This is a genomic window from Wenzhouxiangella sp. XN201, assembly GCF_011008905.1.
Taxonomy (GTDB): domain Bacteria; phylum Pseudomonadota; class Gammaproteobacteria; order Xanthomonadales; family Wenzhouxiangellaceae; genus Wenzhouxiangella.
In genome coordinates this window covers 1,279,750-1,296,313 of the sequence record NZ_JAAIVI010000017.1, presented here as the reverse complement: position 1 = coordinate 1,296,313, position 16,564 = coordinate 1,279,750, and the positions used below count along the sequence as shown (strand labels likewise).

10 protein-coding genes are annotated in these 16,564 nt (G+C 61.9%); 8 read left to right on the top strand and 2 right to left on the bottom strand.

Annotation, left to right across the window (positions count from 1 at the left end):
- Nucleotides 1-147 precede the first annotated feature (147 nt).
- Genes G4Y73_RS06300 through G4Y73_RS06285 form a run of 4 tightly spaced genes read left to right on the top strand, consistent with a single transcriptional unit; the run spans nt 148 to nt 7,260 of the window.
- The gene (locus tag G4Y73_RS06300; protein WP_164230550.1) at nt 148-1,167 is read left to right on the top strand and encodes an ABC transporter substrate-binding protein; all 1,020 of its coding nucleotides are present in this window, start codon (nt 148-150) and stop codon (nt 1,165-1,167) included.
- Nucleotides 1,164-5,228 (top strand): EAL domain-containing protein, encoded by a 4,065-nt coding sequence (locus tag G4Y73_RS06295; RefSeq protein ID WP_164230542.1) that lies wholly within the window; start codon nt 1,164-1,166, stop codon nt 5,226-5,228. The genes G4Y73_RS06300 and G4Y73_RS06295 overlap by 4 nt, the downstream gene beginning before the upstream one ends.
- A 32-nt stretch (nt 5,229-5,260) precedes the next feature.
- The gene (locus G4Y73_RS06290) at nt 5,261-6,955 is read left to right on the top strand and encodes an ATPase domain-containing protein (RefSeq protein ID WP_164230540.1); all 1,695 of its coding nucleotides are present in this window, start codon (nt 5,261-5,263) and stop codon (nt 6,953-6,955) included.
- Nucleotides 6,952-7,260: a circadian clock KaiB family protein gene (locus G4Y73_RS06285; protein WP_164230538.1), complete on the top strand. Its 309-nt coding sequence runs from the start codon at nt 6,952-6,954 to the stop codon at nt 7,258-7,260. The genes G4Y73_RS06290 and G4Y73_RS06285 overlap by 4 nt, the downstream gene beginning before the upstream one ends.
- Before the next feature lie 58 nt (nt 7,261-7,318).
- Here the strand turns inward: G4Y73_RS06285 and aceA are convergent, their stop codons facing one another.
- Together aceA and aceB are read right to left on the bottom strand one after the other, a co-directional pair.
- A complete protein-coding gene (gene aceA / locus G4Y73_RS06280; protein WP_164230536.1) occupies nt 7,319-8,614 on the bottom strand; it encodes an isocitrate lyase in 1,296 nt (431 codons plus the stop codon).
- 27 nt (nt 8,615-8,641) lie between these two features.
- A complete protein-coding gene (gene aceB, locus G4Y73_RS06275; protein WP_164230534.1) occupies nt 8,642-10,279 on the bottom strand; it encodes a malate synthase A in 1,638 nt (545 codons plus the stop codon).
- Nucleotides 10,280-10,413: 134 nt separating this feature from the next.
- On the opposite strand from aceB, the gene G4Y73_RS06270 reads away from it, so the two are divergent.
- The 4 genes from G4Y73_RS06270 (at nt 10,414) to acnA (ending at nt 16,508) form a co-directional block, all read left to right on the top strand.
- The gene (locus G4Y73_RS06270) at nt 10,414-11,319 is read left to right on the top strand and encodes a LysR family transcriptional regulator (RefSeq protein ID WP_164230532.1); all 906 of its coding nucleotides are present in this window, start codon (nt 10,414-10,416) and stop codon (nt 11,317-11,319) included.
- Between the two features lie 573 nt (nt 11,320-11,892).
- Complete coding sequence (mnmA, locus tag G4Y73_RS06265; RefSeq protein ID WP_164230530.1) at nt 11,893-13,029, top strand: tRNA 2-thiouridine(34) synthase MnmA; 1,137 nt, start codon at nt 11,893-11,895, stop codon at nt 13,027-13,029.
- The gene (hflD, locus tag G4Y73_RS06260) at nt 13,026-13,637 is read left to right on the top strand and encodes a high frequency lysogenization protein HflD (RefSeq protein ID WP_164230528.1); all 612 of its coding nucleotides are present in this window, start codon (nt 13,026-13,028) and stop codon (nt 13,635-13,637) included. The genes mnmA and hflD overlap by 4 nt, the downstream gene beginning before the upstream one ends.
- Before the next feature lie 126 nt (nt 13,638-13,763).
- Nucleotides 13,764-16,508: an aconitate hydratase AcnA gene (gene acnA / locus G4Y73_RS06255; RefSeq protein WP_164230525.1), complete on the top strand. Its 2,745-nt coding sequence runs from the start codon at nt 13,764-13,766 to the stop codon at nt 16,506-16,508.
- Nucleotides 16,509-16,564 lie beyond the last annotated feature (56 nt).

Below are 16,564 nucleotides of genomic sequence, written 5' to 3'. Positions count from 1 at the left end.
GACACAGACAGGTGCGCCAATAGCAGCGTATATTCAAGAATATTAATAACTTTGCAATTGTAGGCGGAAACTGCCACGCTCGGCACAACAACCATGGCAAAAGCCGAGTGAAATTAAGGGGTTGTTGTGCAAATTCGGATCAAGATTATGGCGATTGCCCCCTTACTGGCTCTGCTGCTGGTAAACACCTTGCATGCGCAGCAATCACGGCAAGCGACCCACATCGCCAGCGCAGTCTATCTGGGCGATGTCCCGACGATCGTCGCCGATGAGTACGGCCTGTTTGCCGATCAGGGTATTCAGGTCGAGGTCACGCATCACGACTCGGGTGTAACGAGCATGGCGAAGCTGCGCGCCGGCGAGGCGGATTTCGCGCTGATGGCGCTCACACCCCTGGTGCTCGACCGTTTGGCCGACGAGAATCCCGGCGGCCCCGACGACCCGGTCGTTCTCGCCAGCCTGGTGCACTCCATGGGCCTGCTACAGATCGTCACCACCAGCGAATCCGGCATTCGGCAACCGGCCGACTTCCGCGGACGAAGAATCGCCGTCGACCGCGGGACGAACTCGGAATTCGTGTGGTGGCTCTACGAGCAGTATCACGGCATCGACCGTGCCTCGATCGAGCTGGTCGACCTGTCATTTGCGGACATGTCCGACGCACTGATCGCCGGCCGCATCGACGCGGCCGTATTGGTGGAACCCCGGGTATCGACACTCGATGCCCGGCTGAAAGAGGATTCAAGACCCCAGGCGGTCCATTTTCATGTCAATAACCTGTATATCGGAAAATGGATCCTCGTGACCACGCGCCACACCGTGGAAAATCGTCCTGATCTCAGCCGCAATATGCTCGCAGCCTACCAGGCGGCGATCGATTTCGTCGATCGAGAACCGAATGACGCCATTGCCGCCTTCAACCGGCGAATGGGTGTGGCCGAAGGTCTCCTGGCCGGCCACTGGGACGCACTCGACTACAACCTCACCCTCGACTGGGGGCTGATTGCCGATTTCCAAAAACAGTTTCTCTGGGCCCAGGCGGTTGGTTACGACAACGCTGGCGGGCCATTGCGAATACTCGACCTGATCGAAGCCGGCCCGCTTCGGGACGTCCGACCCGATGCAGTGGGCATCCCCGGCACCGATACACAGGACCGGACTCCGTGAATCTGTACCGGCTCTCGCGATTGAGCATCGTGGCCTGTGTGGCAGGCATGGTGTTGCTACTGACCCTGAGCGTATACAGCGGCCGCCAGATGCTCGACAAGCAGGACGCGATCGATGAACTCCTGCAATTACACGAACGCATCAACGAATTTTCCGCCGCCAGCGACAATCTGGTCCTTTTCGGTGCGGATCCGGGCCTTTGGCGTGCCTACCGTGCCGAGGGCATGGCAATCCAGCAGGAACTGGAACAACTGGGTGAAGGTCATTCCGAGGCGCGCAAGGCGGCACAACGTCTGGGTCAACTGATCCATTCCGTCGATATGGCGCTGGGCGCCATCGATACCGGCAGTGACCCAACCCAGATCGACCGCGATGTCCAGGCGCTCGATGTACCCGTCCGCAGCCGAATCGTCATGCACCATGTCGCCGGACAGGGCATCGCACTCGACACCGCACTCGACAGCGCACTGAGCCAGCGCCAGGATGTGATCGCACGCGAGGCGGCATGGATCGGCGCCACCCTGGCCGGCGCGGCATTGATCTTCGGCGCCTTGTGCGTTATCGCCTTCGGTCTGATCCACCGCCGTGTTGCCCAGCCCGTACGATCGCTCTCCAACACGCTCGAACGGCTGCGTGAGGGCGAAACCGACGCCCGTGCACCGGTGACCAGCAATGACGAGCTGGGGCGACTGGCCGAGATGCTCAATAAGGCGCTGGACGAACGCGATGCCGCCGACACCCAACTGCTCGAACGGCAGAAGACGCTGCAAGCCGCGCTGGACAAACTCGCCGACACCCGCGATCGACTGATCCGGGCCCAGTCGATCGCCAGCATCGGCAGCTGGGACCTCCATCTCGCAACCGGACAGCTCGAGTGGAGCGACGAGGTGTTCGAGATCTCGGGCCTGCGCCGCGAGGACTTCGACGGCACGCTGGAGAGCTTCTTTGGGGGCGTTCATCCCGAGGACCAGGGCTGGCTGCGCCGAAGCCTGGCCGCCTGGGTGGAGAAGGGTGGAGAGTTCGATGCCGAACACCGCATCGTAAGACCCGACGGCGAAGTTCGCTGGGTACGGGAACAGGCCCGCATTATCCCCGATCAGGATGGTCGAATGGCCTTGACGACCGGCACAGTCCAGGACATTACAGCCCAACGACAGATGGACGAGCGCCTGCGGCAGTTCCAGCAACTCCTTGAAGGCACCGAAGATCTCTGTGCCATCGTCGATGACAATTATCGCTATCTGTGGATCAATCAGGCTTATGCCGACCGGTATGGTGTCAGTCCGCAAGCGATCCGGAATCGTCCAATCGTGGATGTGCTCGGACAGCGGCTTTTCGAAGGTTCTCTCCGGCCGCGTCTCGACCGCGTCCTGGCCGGGGAGTCATTGCGCTACGAAGCGATACGCGACTTTCCCGGAATTGGAAAACGGAACATGCTGGCCCGCTGGTATCCGATCGATGTTCCCGGGCAATCGAGTCGCCGCGTGGGCGCGGTTATCACCGATGTAACCGAAATACGACAGGCAGAAGCTGACCTCGAAAAACAGGGACGATTGCTCGATATGGCCGGTCGTGCAGCCCGCTTTGGCGCCTGGTCGGTCGATCTGGAAACCCATGTCGTGGCATGGTCCGACATGGTTGCCGAAATCCACGGCATGCCTCACGGATTTTCGCCCTCGCTGGAAGAGGGTATCCGCTTTTATGCCCCCGAATTCCGTGAGCGCGTCAGCGAACTTTTCAAAGCCTGTGCCGAGCGCGGCGAGCCGTACGACGAAGAACTTCAGATCATTGACGCAAACGGTGAACGCCGCTGGGTACGGGCCGTGGGCGAGCCGGACTACGACGAAAACCAGAACATCATACGGGTCCAGGGTGCCTTTCAGGATATCTCCGAGCGAAAGGCGCTCGAGCACGAAAGCCGCAATCTGACCGATCGGCTGGCGGCCATGCTCGAAGCCATTACCGACGGCTTTGTAGCAGTCGACGAACAATGGCGATACACCTACGTCAATGCCACCGCCGCCTGGATCCTGGGCAAGTCGCGGGAAGAGTTGATCGGTACGAGCATCTGGGATCAGTTCCCGGAACTGGTCGGAAGCCGTATGGAGCGTGCCCTGGTCACTGCCATGGAAGAGCGCATCTCCAATTCGGCCGAAGAGTTTTTCGAGCCCCTGGACATCTGGTTCGACATGCATGCCTATCCCTGGGAGGAAGGTGTGGCCGTGTTCTTCCGCGACGTCACCGAACATCACCAGATGCTCGAGCAGCTTCGGGCGCAGGAAGCGGCATTGCGCGTATCCCGTGACGAACTGAATTCCGCGCTGAATACGCGTCAGATCCTGATCAACTCCCTGCCCGCCCATATCGCGATGCTGGATGCTGATGGTGTGATCATCGATGTCAACGACCAGTGGCGGCACTTCGGTGAAAACAACCAGTTCGACAACGGCTCCGATTTTGGCATCGGCACGAATTACATCGGGTTGTGCGAAGCTGCCAGAGGCGAGTGTTCGGAAGAAGCGGCAACCGTGGCGGACGGCCTGAGAGATGTGCTCGTGGGGAAGCGAGAAACCTTCGCCCTTGAATATCCATGCCATTCCCCCGATCAGAAACGCTGGTTCCGTGTGATGTTCAGTCGCTTGTCATCGGAGGGAGCCGCTGCCGGGGGCGCCGTCGCCATGCATATCGACGTCACCGAACGCAAACTTGCCGAACGGGAGCTCAGCCGGCTCGCCTACCAGGATCCACTGACCGGATTGCTCTCGCGCAATGGCTTCGCACAACGCCTGGGCAAGCGATTCAATCAAAGTGCATGGCCCGCCGGCGCCGTGGTCGCCATGCTGGACGTCGTGAAGCAACACGACATCAACGAAGCTCACGGCTATACCACCGGTGACCGGATACTGGTCGAACTCGGTCGGCGCCTGAAGCGTCAGGCGGGGCGTCGCGGTCTGGTTGCTCGCATCGGCGGTGACGAGTTTGTCGTTTACCTCCCGCGCAGCACGAAAATGGACCTCGAAACGCAGCTCGGCAGTCTGATCAAGGCAGTCAACCAGCCCTTTCATCCGGACGACAGCGACAGCGGTATCGATATCGACGTGGGTCTGCGCATGGGCTACACCGTGCTTGGCGATGAACAGCGTCGACCGGAAGACCTGGTGCACGAGGCCGAGCTGGCGCTGTACGAAAACCGTGAGGCGTCGACGGCCCGGGAACCCTGGGTCGCATTCACCCCCGAGTTGAACAAGCAGACGCGTGAGCGGATCCAATTGACCAGTGAACTGCGACGTGCACTCGAAGCGGACGAATTCGAGCTGCACTTTCAGCCCAAGGTCAACCTTGCAGACGGCCGTATGATTTCAGCCGAGGCCCTGATTCGCTGGCAACACCCGGAGCACGGCCTGTTGCCGCCCGGCTTGTTCATTCCGGTAGCCGAGCAGAGCCAGCTCATCGGGCCAATCGGCGACTGGGTCCTGCGGGCGGCCTGCAGGCAACTGCGCGAATGGCAGACTTCGGATCTCGCGGCAGTGGGCCTGGCGGTCAACGTCTCGCAAGTCCAGTTCATGCTCGGCGACTTTCCTGAAAAGGTTCACGCGGCGCTGCAGGAATTCGGTGTCGACCCCTCTCACCTGACGCTCGAGATCACCGAGTCGGTGTTCGAACGTCAGTCAGAGCGATTGCTGACCGAAATCCGTGAGCTGAAAGAACTGGGTGTGCGAATGTCCCTGGACGACTTCGGCACCGGTTATTCCTCGCTGCTGTACCTGCAACGCTATCCCTTCGACGAGATCAAGATCGACCGGGGCTTTGTCCACCACGTCCTCGATGACCGCTACAGTCACAACGTCGTGCGGACCGTCATGAATCTGGCTGCCGCCCTGGACGCCGAGCCGGTGGCCGAGGGTGTCGAGTCCAGGCAGGTGGCCGACGCTCTGCTCGAGATGGGTTGTCAGGTCGGACAGGGTTACTACTTCAGCATGCCGCTGGCGGCCGAGGACTTTCGCTGGCTGCTCCAGCGGGGCGGCAACCTGCCTCTGAGTTCGAACTCGCGCGCCCACTGAATGGCGCCGAGCAACCGACAGGAATAATGGCGATGAGCAAGAAAGACTGGCACCTGACAAAGCGGAAGACCGGCATTCCCGGCCTGGACCGGCTCACGAACGGCGGCTTGCCCGAGGGACAAGCGACCCTGGTTCTCGGGCAGCCCGGTTCCGGCAAGACGGTACTCGGCCTGCAGATACTGGCCACTGCTGTCGCGCAAGGCGACGGCGGTGTATTCGTCACCTTCGAAGAGTCGCTGGGGCAACTGAAACGCAGTGCCGATTCGTTTCGCTGGGGCAGCGCCCTGATCGAATCGGATGCATGGTCGATCATCGACGCACGCACGCCCATCGGCGCCGAAGTCGCCGGTGATTTCGATATCGACGCCCTCCTGGCAGCGATTTCATCGCAGGCGGATCGCTTCGATAACCCCTGGATCGTGGTCGACGGTATCGATCAATTGCTGCAACACCAGCCCGATCCGATTGTTGCCGCCAATCAGGTGCGGCAGATCAACGAGTACTGCGAAAAGCACGGCTGGACCCTGCTGCTCAGCGGCAAGGTCGGAGACCGGGGCTTGTCTCCCCGCCATCTGGAAGGCATCGAGTATCTGCTGCCGACGACGCTGCTGCTGACAGCGACGGTCGTCGATCGTCGCCAGAACCGCCACCTGCGCGTGGCCAAGTATCGGGGATCGGCCCATGTGACCGATGTTGTTCCCCTGATCATGGATGACGATGGTATTCAGTTGCCTTACCAGGCGACTCCCGCTGAAAAACCGGCAACTGCCGGAACGGAACGCGTCAGCACCGGTATCGACCGCCTCGACCAGTTACTCGGTGGCGGGCCCTACCGGGGCTCGAGCACGCTGATCTCAGGCCGCCCCGGCACTGCAAAAAGCACGCTGGCGGCCAGTTTTGCGGCGGCGGCGGCCGAACGCGACGAACGCACCCTGTATGTGAGCTTCGACGAGATCGAAGCACCCTATGTGCGCAACCTGGCATCGGTGGGCATCCACCTGCAGCCGCACATCGACGCCGGCCGGATTCGCTTTTGCGCCCGTTCGGCATGGTCGGCCCTGATCAGCGAGCACTTCCTTCGCATCCAGCGCCTGATCGAGGAATTCGAACCGCACTGCCTGGTCATCGACCCGGTTTCGGCCCTGCTGAAGTCCGCCGGTTCCGAGGGCCACCGAACTGCGATTGAGCGCTTGCTTGCGGTAGCACGCGGCCGGGGAATCACAACAATCCTCACTTCGCTTAGCGGTGAGGGCGACCCCGAGGGGGAAACCACCCTGGTGCATGTCTCGACCATTGCCGATACCTGGATCGTGCTCGACTACAACGTGCGCGCCGGCGAACGCAATCGCTCACTCTCCATCGTGAAATCACGCGGGACGGCCCACTCCAACCAGCAGCGCGAACTGGTGCTTTCGAATGACGGCGTCAGCCTGGCCGACGTGTACGAGTACGGCACACAGGTGCTGATGGGCACCGCTCGGGCGCAGAAGGAAAGCGAGGACCGGGCGGAGAAACGGCGGATCGCGACAGAGCGAGTGCAGCACCACCAGGATCTGGAACGCCGAATCGAACAGACCCGCAGCGAACTGGATCGCCTGAAAGCCGAACTCAAGCTGCAGGAGCAGGCATCCGATGAGGCTGAACAGTTGGATCGCACTCACACCGAACAGATGAAACGGCGGCGGGAACCCGATCGTGGCCGTGACGAGAAAGGAGATGACAAGTGAACGCCGAAAGCAGACAAGGCGAATCGGCCGTACCCGCACTGACGCTGCTGGTCACCGGCAACGCACCGCGATCACGCCGGGCGCGGGCAAATTTGACCCGGGCCTTGAAAGCGCTGGATCAGGAATCCATCAAGCCGCTGGAGATCGACCTGCTCGCCCATCCGGAGCAGTCGGTGAGTTATTCGGTCTTCGCAACGCCCGCACTGTTGATGATGCACGATAACGGGGAGGTTTCGGTGCTCTACGGCGACCTGTCCAACGAACGCAAGCTGCTCGCCTTCCTGGGCGACATCGGTGAGGAATAGGCGCTTGTCGCAGCCAGCGCCCGGCGACTGCCGTTGATGCGCAGCCGCCGGGCGTCGATCAGGCGCCTGCGGCGTTGTCGAACTGGTCTTCCTCGGTCGAACCCGACAGCGCGCCAAGCGAGGAATCACCCCCGCTGATCGCCTGGGTCAGTTCGTCGAAATAGCCGGTCCCCACCTCGCGCTGGTGGCGGGTGGCCGTGTAGCCCTGCGATTCGGCCGCGAACTCGGCCTGTTGCAGCTCGACGTAGGCTGACATCTGGCGTTCCTTGTAGCCGCGGGCGAGCTGGAACATGCCGTGGTTGAGTGCATGGAAACCGGCCAGGGTGATGAACTGGAACTTGTAGCCCATCGCACCCAGTTCCTTCTGGAAGCTGGCGATTTCGGTATCGGACAGATTCTTGCGCCAGTTAAAGCTGGGCGAGCAGTTGTAGGCCAGCAGCTTGTCGGGATACTCCGCCCGAATGGCTTCCGCGAACTGCTTCGCCTCGCCCAGGTCGGGCTTGGAGGTTTCACACCACAGCAGGTCGGCATAAGGAGCGTAGGCCAGACCGCGGGCAATCGCCTGGTCGATGCCGGCGTCGGTGCGGTAGAAGCCCTCGGCCGTGCGCTCGCCGGTAATGAAACGGTGGTCGACCTCATCGATGTCGGAGGTCACCAGGCCGGCACCCATGGCGTCGGTACGCGCAATGATGATGGTCGGAACATTGGCGATATCGGCAGCCAGTCGCGCTGCTATGAGTTTCTGCACCGCCTCCTTGGTGGGCACCAGCACCTTGCCGCCCATGTGACCGCACTTCTTGGCCGAGGCGAGCTGATCCTCGAAATGCACCCCGGCGGCACCGGCATCGATCATGTCCTTCATCAACTCGTGGGCATTGAGGACGCCGCCGAAGCCGGCCTCGGCATCGGCCACGATCGGTGCGAACCAGTCGATGTCGCCCTTGCCCTCGGCCGACTGGATCTGGTCGGCGCGCAGGAAAGTGTTGTTGATGCGACGAACCACCGACGGCACCGAATTGGCCGGGTACAGGGACTGGTCGGGGTACATCTGGCCGGCGATATTGGCATCGGCCGCGACCTGCCAGCCAGAAAGGTAGATGGCCTTCAGGCCGGCACGCACCTGCTGCATGGCCTGGTTGCCGGTCAGGGCGCCGAGCGCATTGACGAAGTCCTCCTCGTGCATCAGCTTCCAGAGCTTTTCGGCCCCCATGCGGGCCAGGGTGTGCTCGATGGTGACACTGCCGCGAAGTCGCAGTACTTCGTTTGCGTCGTAGGGGCGCTTCACGCCCTTCCAGCGCGGGTTCTCCAGCCAGTCGCGTTCCATTTCGATGATCGGTTGGACATCCTTGTTCATGCGGTCGTGCTCCGGTGTGGTTTCAGTTCAGGGATTCCCTACAAGCCGCGCGTAACCCGGCAGGGTGAGAAATTCGACAAAATCGTCGCTGGCGGTGGCCTCGCCGATCAGTTCGGCAGCCGCAAGGTACTGACCGTCGTCGAAGGCCTTTTCGCCGACGTCGGCGCGGATCTTTTCCAGTTCCTCGGCCTGCCAGCGGCGGATCAGCTCAAGATCGATGTCGCGGCCGTCCTCGAGCACGCCGCGATCATGCCGCGCCCACTGCCATAACTGCGCCCGGGCGATTTCGGCAGTGGCCGCGTCCTCCATCAGGTGATTGATCGGTACGCAGCCCTGCCCGTCCAGCCAGGCGGCCATGTAGCGGATCGCCACATTGATATTGCCGCGCAGGCCGGCCTCCGTGATTGTGCCCTTGCACGGCGCCACCAGATCTGCGGCGCTGACCGAGACGTCTTCACGCAATCTGTGGAGTTGGTTCGGCTTGTCACCGAGCTGCCGGTCGAAAACCTCCCGCGCGAGCTGAATCAAGCCCGGGTGCGCTACCCAGGTGCCGTCGTGACCGTCACCGGCCTCGCGCTCCTTGTCCTCACGCACCTTCTGCAGGGCGGCCTCGTTGGCGGCCTCATCGCCCTTGATCGGGATCTGGGCGGCCATGCCGCCCATGGCGAAGGCACCACGACGGTGGCAAGTCCGGATCAGGAGCTGCGAGTAGGCGCGGAGGAACGGCACGGTCATGGTGACCTGCGCCCGGTCCGGAAGTACTTTGTCAGAATGCGCCCGGAAACATTTGATATAACTGAAAATATAATCCCAGCGTCCGCAATTAAGCCCGACGATCCGGCTCTTCAGGGCATGCAGAATCTCGTCCATCTCGAACACCGCCGGGAGGGTCTCGATCAGCACCGTGACCTTGATCGTGCCGGGCTCGAGTTCGAGCGCGCCCTCGATGTCGGTCAGCACCTGCTCCCACAGTTCGGCCTCGTGGCGGCTCTCGAGCTTCGGCAGGTACAGGTAAGGTCCGCTGCCGTGGTCGATCAGGGTGCGGGCATTGTTGTAGACGTAGACGGCCGCGTCGAAGATCCCTCCGGGCACGGCCTGACCGCTGACCTGCACGTGCTTTTCGTCCAGATGCCAGCCGCGCGGCCGGACGATCAGTACGGCCGGATCCGGATCGAGCTGGTAGTGCTTACCGTTGTCGGCGGTGAAGTCGATGCTGCGTCGCACGGCATCGTACAGGTTGACCTGGCCGTCGATCATGTTGGCCCAGGTCGGCGTCGAGGAATCCTCGAAGTCAGCCATGAAGACCTTGGCGCCGGAGTTGAGCGCATTGATGATCATCTTGCGATCGACCGGCCCGGTGATCTCCACGCGGCGGTCCCGCAGGTCCTTCGGAATCGGCGCGACCTTCCAGTCGGATTCCCGGATACTTCGCGTCTCCTCCGGAAAATCGGGCAGCTGGCCTGCGTCGAACCCCTTCTGACGGGCCCGTCGCTGCTGCAGGAGTTCGTCGACGCGGCCACGATGACGCTTGGACAAGCGAACCAGCAAGCGTGAAAGCCCGCTGGAAAACAGCGGCCGTGCCGCCTTGGGCAAGGCCTGCGTGAATTCAAGCTCGCCGTCGCCGGCCAGTTCCGGTGTGGGATGACGCTGTGACTCCCGGTTCATGACGCTCCATTCCGTAACGTATGTTCACCAAGAGCCTAGGTGGCCCAACATCATTAAGCAAATTAAATCTTTTGATTTTCTTTATTTGTTTCTGTAATACTTAACGCTTCACACTGAACATTTCACACTTTCAAATGCCCTATAAAGGCAACCTGCTCAAGCACCTGCGAGCTTTTATCCAGACCGCCCGCACCGGCAGCGTTTCGGCCGCTGCCGAGCGGCTGTTCCTGAGCCAGCCCTCGATTAGCCAGCAAATTCGCGCGCTGGAAGACGAACTGGAACGCCCGCTGTTCGAGCGTCACGGCCCCCGCTTGCAGCTCACGCCGGCGGGCAAGGCCCTGCTGGAGATGGCACGCCCCCTGGTCGACCGCCTCGACGCCCTCCCCGACGAGTTCCAGCGCCGCTACGGCTCGCTCGATACCGGCGAAATCCGGATTGCCGCAGGCGAATCGACCATTCTTCACCTGCTGCCGTCCCTGTTGATGCGCTTCCGGCGCAAGCACCCCGGCATTTTCGTGCACCTGCACAACGTCACCGGGGCGGACGGCCTGGGCATGATCCGCGACGATGAGGTCGACTTTGCCGTCGGCTCGATGCTCGAGGTGCCCGATGACATCGACTACCGCCCGATCTGGCACTTCAATCCGGCGCTGATCATGAGCCGCGATCACGCGTTGGCACGCCGGCGCAATATCGAGCTGACCGACATCAGCCCGCACGGCCTGATCCTGCCACCGCGGCGCCTGAGTACCTACGAGCTGGTCGACCGGGTCTTCCAGCAGCACGGCCTGCCCTTCCGGGTCAACCTGGAAGTCGGCGGCTGGGAGGTGATCAAGCGCTACGTCGCCCTGGGCATGGGAATATCGATTGTCACCAGCATCTGCCTGACCGAAACCGACCGCCAGCAGCTGGCAGTGCGGGACCTGAGCCGCTACTTCCCCCGCCGCTCCTACGGGGTGGTGCTGCGCCGGGGCGCCTACCTTTCACCGCAGGCGGAGCGGTTTATCGATTTGATGAGCCCCGATTTGTTCGGGGAGTGACTGTGGCTTCGACGGGGCGAGATTGGGAGTTGCCGCGGGTGGTGCCCGGAGAAATGCGTCCCTGGATGGCGAACGACGTCGATGGTGTGTCGAGTCCGGGTGGCTTCATGTGCCGGAACGACCAAGTTGGTTGGCTGTTCACTTCAAGCATCCAGAATCGGCGCCCGAGCTTCCCAAAGACGGAGAAGTTCGGAGAAGACCTCCGCGCCATCCAGAAACGCATTTCTCCGGACACCACCCGCTCTGACAGGCTTGGTGGCCCTTCTTGTGTGCAGTCTCCTCCAACCTGTCAAGGCGGGGAGTGGTGGCTGCGATTCGAAAAATCGGGGCGCGGGTGTGCCACAGCAATCACCAGCCATCAGCCTGAAGTGCGGGTGTTGAAGCCGCCACACCGCCGACAAGACTCAACCGCAATCTCGCTGGCACCCAAACGACTCCACGCAAGACGAGCCCACGAGGCCGCACGCCCCGCATTTTCCGAATCGCAGCCACCACTTCCCGCCCCGGCCACCTTAAACTCCTCCCACAAACCCGCCCTCGCAAAAAATCAACCGCAACCCCATATCGACAAGCATGAGTGATCTGATCATGGTGGCCATGTCCGGCGGGGTGGATTCGTCCACCGTGGCCTGGCTGTTGAAGCAGCAGGGCAAACCCATCGCCGGCATGTTCATGAAGAACTGGGAAGAAGAAGACACCGTCAGCGGCTGTTCGGCCGAGGACGATGCCGCCGATGCGCGCAGGGTCGCCGAAATACTGGGCATCGACTTCCACGGCCGCAACTTTGCCGCCGAGTACTGGGACGAAGTGTTCGAGCAGTTTCTGGCCGAACTCAGGGCCGGCCGCACCCCCAATCCCGACATCCTGTGCAACCGCGAGATCAAGTTTCGCACCTTCGTCGAGCATGCGCGGGACCTGGGCGCGGCACACATCGCCACCGGGCACTACGCCCGTCGCCGAGATAACGACGATGGCACGGTTTCGCTGCTGAAGGGTATCGATTCGAACAAGGATCAGAGCTATTTTCTCTATGCCCTCGACCAGGAACAGTTGCAGCACGCACTTTTCCCGCTCGGCGAACTGACCAAGCCCGAAGTGCGTGATCTGGCCGCCCAGGCCGACCTGCCGGTGGCCGCCAAAAAGGACTCGACCGGCATCTGCTTTATCGGCGAGCGCAACTTCGACCGCTTTATCGCCAATTACCTGGACGCCGAACCGGGCGAGATCCGCACCTCCGACGGTACCGTGATCGGCACCCACCAAGGCCTGATCCATTACACGCTCGGCCAGCGCAAGGGGCTCAACATCGGCGGGCTCAAGGACTTCCCGGAAGCGCCCTGGTACGTGACCTACAAGGATATCGAGCACAACGTGCTCTACGCCGAGCAACAGACCGATCACCCGACCCTGATGTCGACAAGCCTGGAAGCAAGCGATCTGAACTGGATCCGCCGCCAGCCCGAGGCGGGCGAAAGGCTGCACGCCAAGGTGCGCTACCGCCAGCCCGATCAGGCCTGCCGCGTCGAGGCGATCGATCAAGCAAGACTTCAACTGGTGTTTGACAAACCCCAGCGCGCGGTCACGCCCGGCCAGGCGGTTGTCCTATATCATGGCGATGAGTGCCTGGGCGGCGGCACGATAACCACTGGAAACGCACCGCTGCCCGATCAATTGACGAACGCGAAAACACAGGAAGCGATCCACTCATGAGAGACGCCACCATCGCCTTTGCCGGCATGCTGCAGGCCAGCGAACTGGTCCGCCAGATTGCCACCTCCGGAAACTGCTCCGGCCAGGCGGCACAGGCAAGCATCGCCAGTGTTTTCAGCCGCGACCCCGAGTCGACCGAAGACGTCTACGGCGGCCTCGGCGGCGTACGCATGGGGCTGCGCGTTCTGACCGAACTATTCAGCGCACGCACTGACCACGAAAGCCTGCAGCCGCTCAACTATGCACTCGGTCTGGCCAAGCTCGGCCGCGCCATCTCGCGCGACCGCAAGCGTCAGCAGGCCATCGGCAAGGAACTCGACCTGGTCGCGAAAGCCTGGCAAGACGCCGGCGAGACCGTCGACGACAGCGTCACCTCGCAACTGGCCGACATCTACCAACATCAGGTCTCAACTCTGGATTTCCGGCTCTCGGTCAGCGGCAAGCCCGAATATCTCAAGCAACAGGAAAAGGTCGCTTTCGTGCGCGCCCTGCTGCTTGCCGGGCTGCGTTCGGCCTTTCTGTGGCGTCAGGTCGGTGGCCGGCAGTGGCGGCTCGTTTTCCAGCGGCGCAAGATGCTCGAGCAGGCCCAGGCCTTGCTGACGGCCTGATTCCGGCCCTTGCCGGCCACGGTGCCGGCATCGAGCGCGTGATAAAATCATCGTTTGGCATCCGGGAGGCCGCAGCAAAGCGGTACATGCCCCGGCTTACCCGTTTAGAAACTGGAGGAGAGTCCCATGCGTGACGAGCTCGGCTGTCTCGATCGCTTCAAGGCCAATGGCAAGGAATATGGCTTTTACAGCCTGCCCAAGCTGGCCGAACAACACGAGCAGGTGAGGAAGCTGCCCTTCTCGCTTCGCATCCTGCTGGAAAACCTGATGCGGCACGAGGACGGCAGGAACATCACTGCCGACGATGTCGCCGCCCTGGCCAACTGGGATCCCAAAGCTGACCCGAGCAGGGAAATTTCCTTCACGCCCGCCCGTGTAGTGCTGCAGGACTTCACTGGTGTGCCGGCGATTGTCGACCTGGCCGCCATGCGCGAGGCCATGAAAGAACTCGGCGGCAAGGCCGACCGCATCAATCCGCTCTCCCCGGCCGAACTCGTCATCGATCACTCGATCCAGGTCGACAGCTACGGCCAGGCCAATTCACTCGACCTCAACAACGAGATCGAATTCAAGCGCAACAAGGAACGCTATGCCTTCCTGCGCTGGGGCCAGGGTGCCTTCGACAACTTCAAGGTCGTCCCGCCCAACACCGGCATCGTGCACCAGGTCAACCTGGAACATCTTTCGCGCGTCGTTTTCGATGGCGAAGTCGATGGCCAGCCCATGGCCTGGCCCGATACCCTGGTCGGTACCGATTCGCATACCACCATGATCAATGGCCTCGGCATTCTTGGCTGGGGCGTGGGCGGCATCGAAGCCGAGGCGGCCATGCTGGGTCAGCCGATCTCCATGCTGATTCCGCAGGTCATCGGCTTCAAGCTCACCGGCAAGCTGCCGGAGGGCACGACAGCCACCGACCTGGTGCTGACCATCACCGAGATGCTGCGCGAGAAGGGCGTGGTCGGCAAATTCGTCGAGTTCTTCGGCAACGGCCTGTCGCACCTGCCGCTGGCCGACCGGGCCACGATCGGCAACATGTCGCCGGAGTTCGGCTCCACCTGCGCCATCTTCCCGATCGACCAGGAAACCATTCGCTACCTCGAGCTTTCCGGTCGCAGCAAGGAACGCCTGGAACTGGTAGAAACCTATGCACGGGCCCAGGATTTCTGGCGCGACGATGAAGATCCCGACCCGGTATACAGTGACGTGCTCGAACTCGACCTGGGAGACGTCGTCCCCAGCCTTGCCGGCCCCAAGCGGCCGCAGGATCGGGTCTTGCTGAGCAAGGCCAAGAACGCCTTCCTGGCCCAACTCTCCGAAATGACCAAAAGCCGCGATTCCAACAACGGTTCCGAAGTAGGACGCTTCAATGATGAAGGCGGTCGTACCGCGGTGGGTGCGACCGAGATCCCGGGCGCTGCCGAAGTCGATTACAAGGATCAGACCTTCATTCTCAAGGACGGCGCGGTGGTAATCGCCGCCATCACCTCCTGTACCAACACGTCCAATCCGGCGGTCATGCTCGGCGCAGGGATCCTGGCGCGCAATGCCCGCGAGAAGGGGCTGACAGTCAAGCCCTGGGTCAAGACCTCGCTGGCGCCGGGCTCGAAAGTGGTCACCGATTACCTGGAAAAATCAGGCCTGGACGACGACCTGGAAGCGCTCGGTTTCTATACCGTCGGCTATGGCTGCACGACCTGCATCGGCAACTCCGGACCGTTGCCCGAACCGATCGACCAGGCCGTGCGTGAACACGAGATGGTGGTCTGTTCGGTGCTCTCCGGCAACCGCAATTTCGAGGGCCGCATTCATCCGGAAGTCAAGATGAACTACCTGGCTTCCCCGCCCCTGGTCGTGGCCTATGCCATCGCCGGCCGGATGGATCTCGACCTGGTCGAGGAACCGCTGGGCGAGGATCCCGACGGCAACCCGGTCTACCTCAAGGACGTCTGGCCGGACGCGCGCGAGATCCAGGACTTCATCCAGTCCAACGTCACTTCAGAAATGTTCTCGAGCAACTACAAGAGCGTGTTCGAAGGCGACGAGCTCTGGAACAGCATGGACACGCCCACCGGCGAGATGTTCGAGTGGGACGACGACTCCACCTATGTGCGCAACCCGCCCTACTTCGAGGGCATGACCATGGACCCCGACGCCATCGGCGACATCAAGGGCGCTCGGGTCCTGGCCAAGCTGGGCGACTCGGTTACTACCGACCACATTTCCCCGGCCGGCGCCATCAAGCCGGACTCCCCGGCGGGCCGCTATCTGCAGGAGCAGGGCATCAAGCCCGTCGATTTCAACTCCTACGGCTCACGCCGCGGCAACCACGAAGTCATGATGCGGGGCACGTTTGCCAATGTGCGCATCAAAAACCAGATTGCCGAAGGCACCGAGGGCGGTTTCACCACCTACTTCCCCGACAGCGAAGTGATGCCGATTTACGATGCGGCCGTGAAGTACCAGGAAGATGGCACCCCGCTGGTCGTCATCGCCGGGAAGGAATACGGTTCGGGCTCGTCGCGTGACTGGGCAGCCAAGGGCACGCGCCTGCTCGGCGTCAAGGCCGTGATCGCCGCAAGTTTCGAACGGATTCACCGTTCCAACCTGATCGGCATGGGCGTGTTGCCGTTGACCTTTGCCGAAGGCGAGGATGCCGACAGCCTGGGCCTCGACGGCACCGAGACTTTCGATATCACCGGGCTCGAGGACGGCTCCGAAAAGGAAGTCGAGGTGAAGGCCACACACCCCGAAGGCAAGGAAACCACCTTCAAGGCCCGTGTGCGCCTGGATACGCCGAAGGAAATCGAGTACTACAAGCACGGCGGCATCCTGCACTACGTGCTGCGGGATATGGCCAAGGCAGCCTGAGGATTGTGTCAAGTTGCGGGAGGGGCGACGGGCATCGTTCGAGTTCATACGAAATC

Coding starts and splice junctions, on each gene's coding strand:
- G4Y73_RS06300 (WP_164230550.1), top strand. CDS start 148: ATGGCGATTGCCCCCTTACTGGCTCTGCTGCTGGTAAACACCTTGCAT.
- G4Y73_RS06290 (WP_164230540.1), top strand. CDS start 5,261: ATGAGCAAGAAAGACTGGCACCTGACAAAGCGGAAGACCGGCATTCCC.
- aceA (WP_164230536.1), bottom strand. CDS start 8,614: ATGAACAAGGATGTCCAACCGATCATCGAAATGGAACGCGACTGGCTG.
- aceB (WP_164230534.1), bottom strand. CDS start 10,279: ATGAACCGGGAGTCACAGCGTCATCCCACACCGGAACTGGCCGGCGAC.
- G4Y73_RS06270 (WP_164230532.1), top strand. CDS start 10,414: ATGCCCTATAAAGGCAACCTGCTCAAGCACCTGCGAGCTTTTATCCAG.
- mnmA (WP_164230530.1), top strand. CDS start 11,893: ATGAGTGATCTGATCATGGTGGCCATGTCCGGCGGGGTGGATTCGTCC.
- hflD (WP_164230528.1), top strand. CDS start 13,026: ATGAGAGACGCCACCATCGCCTTTGCCGGCATGCTGCAGGCCAGCGAA.
- acnA (WP_164230525.1), top strand. CDS start 13,764: ATGCGTGACGAGCTCGGCTGTCTCGATCGCTTCAAGGCCAATGGCAAG.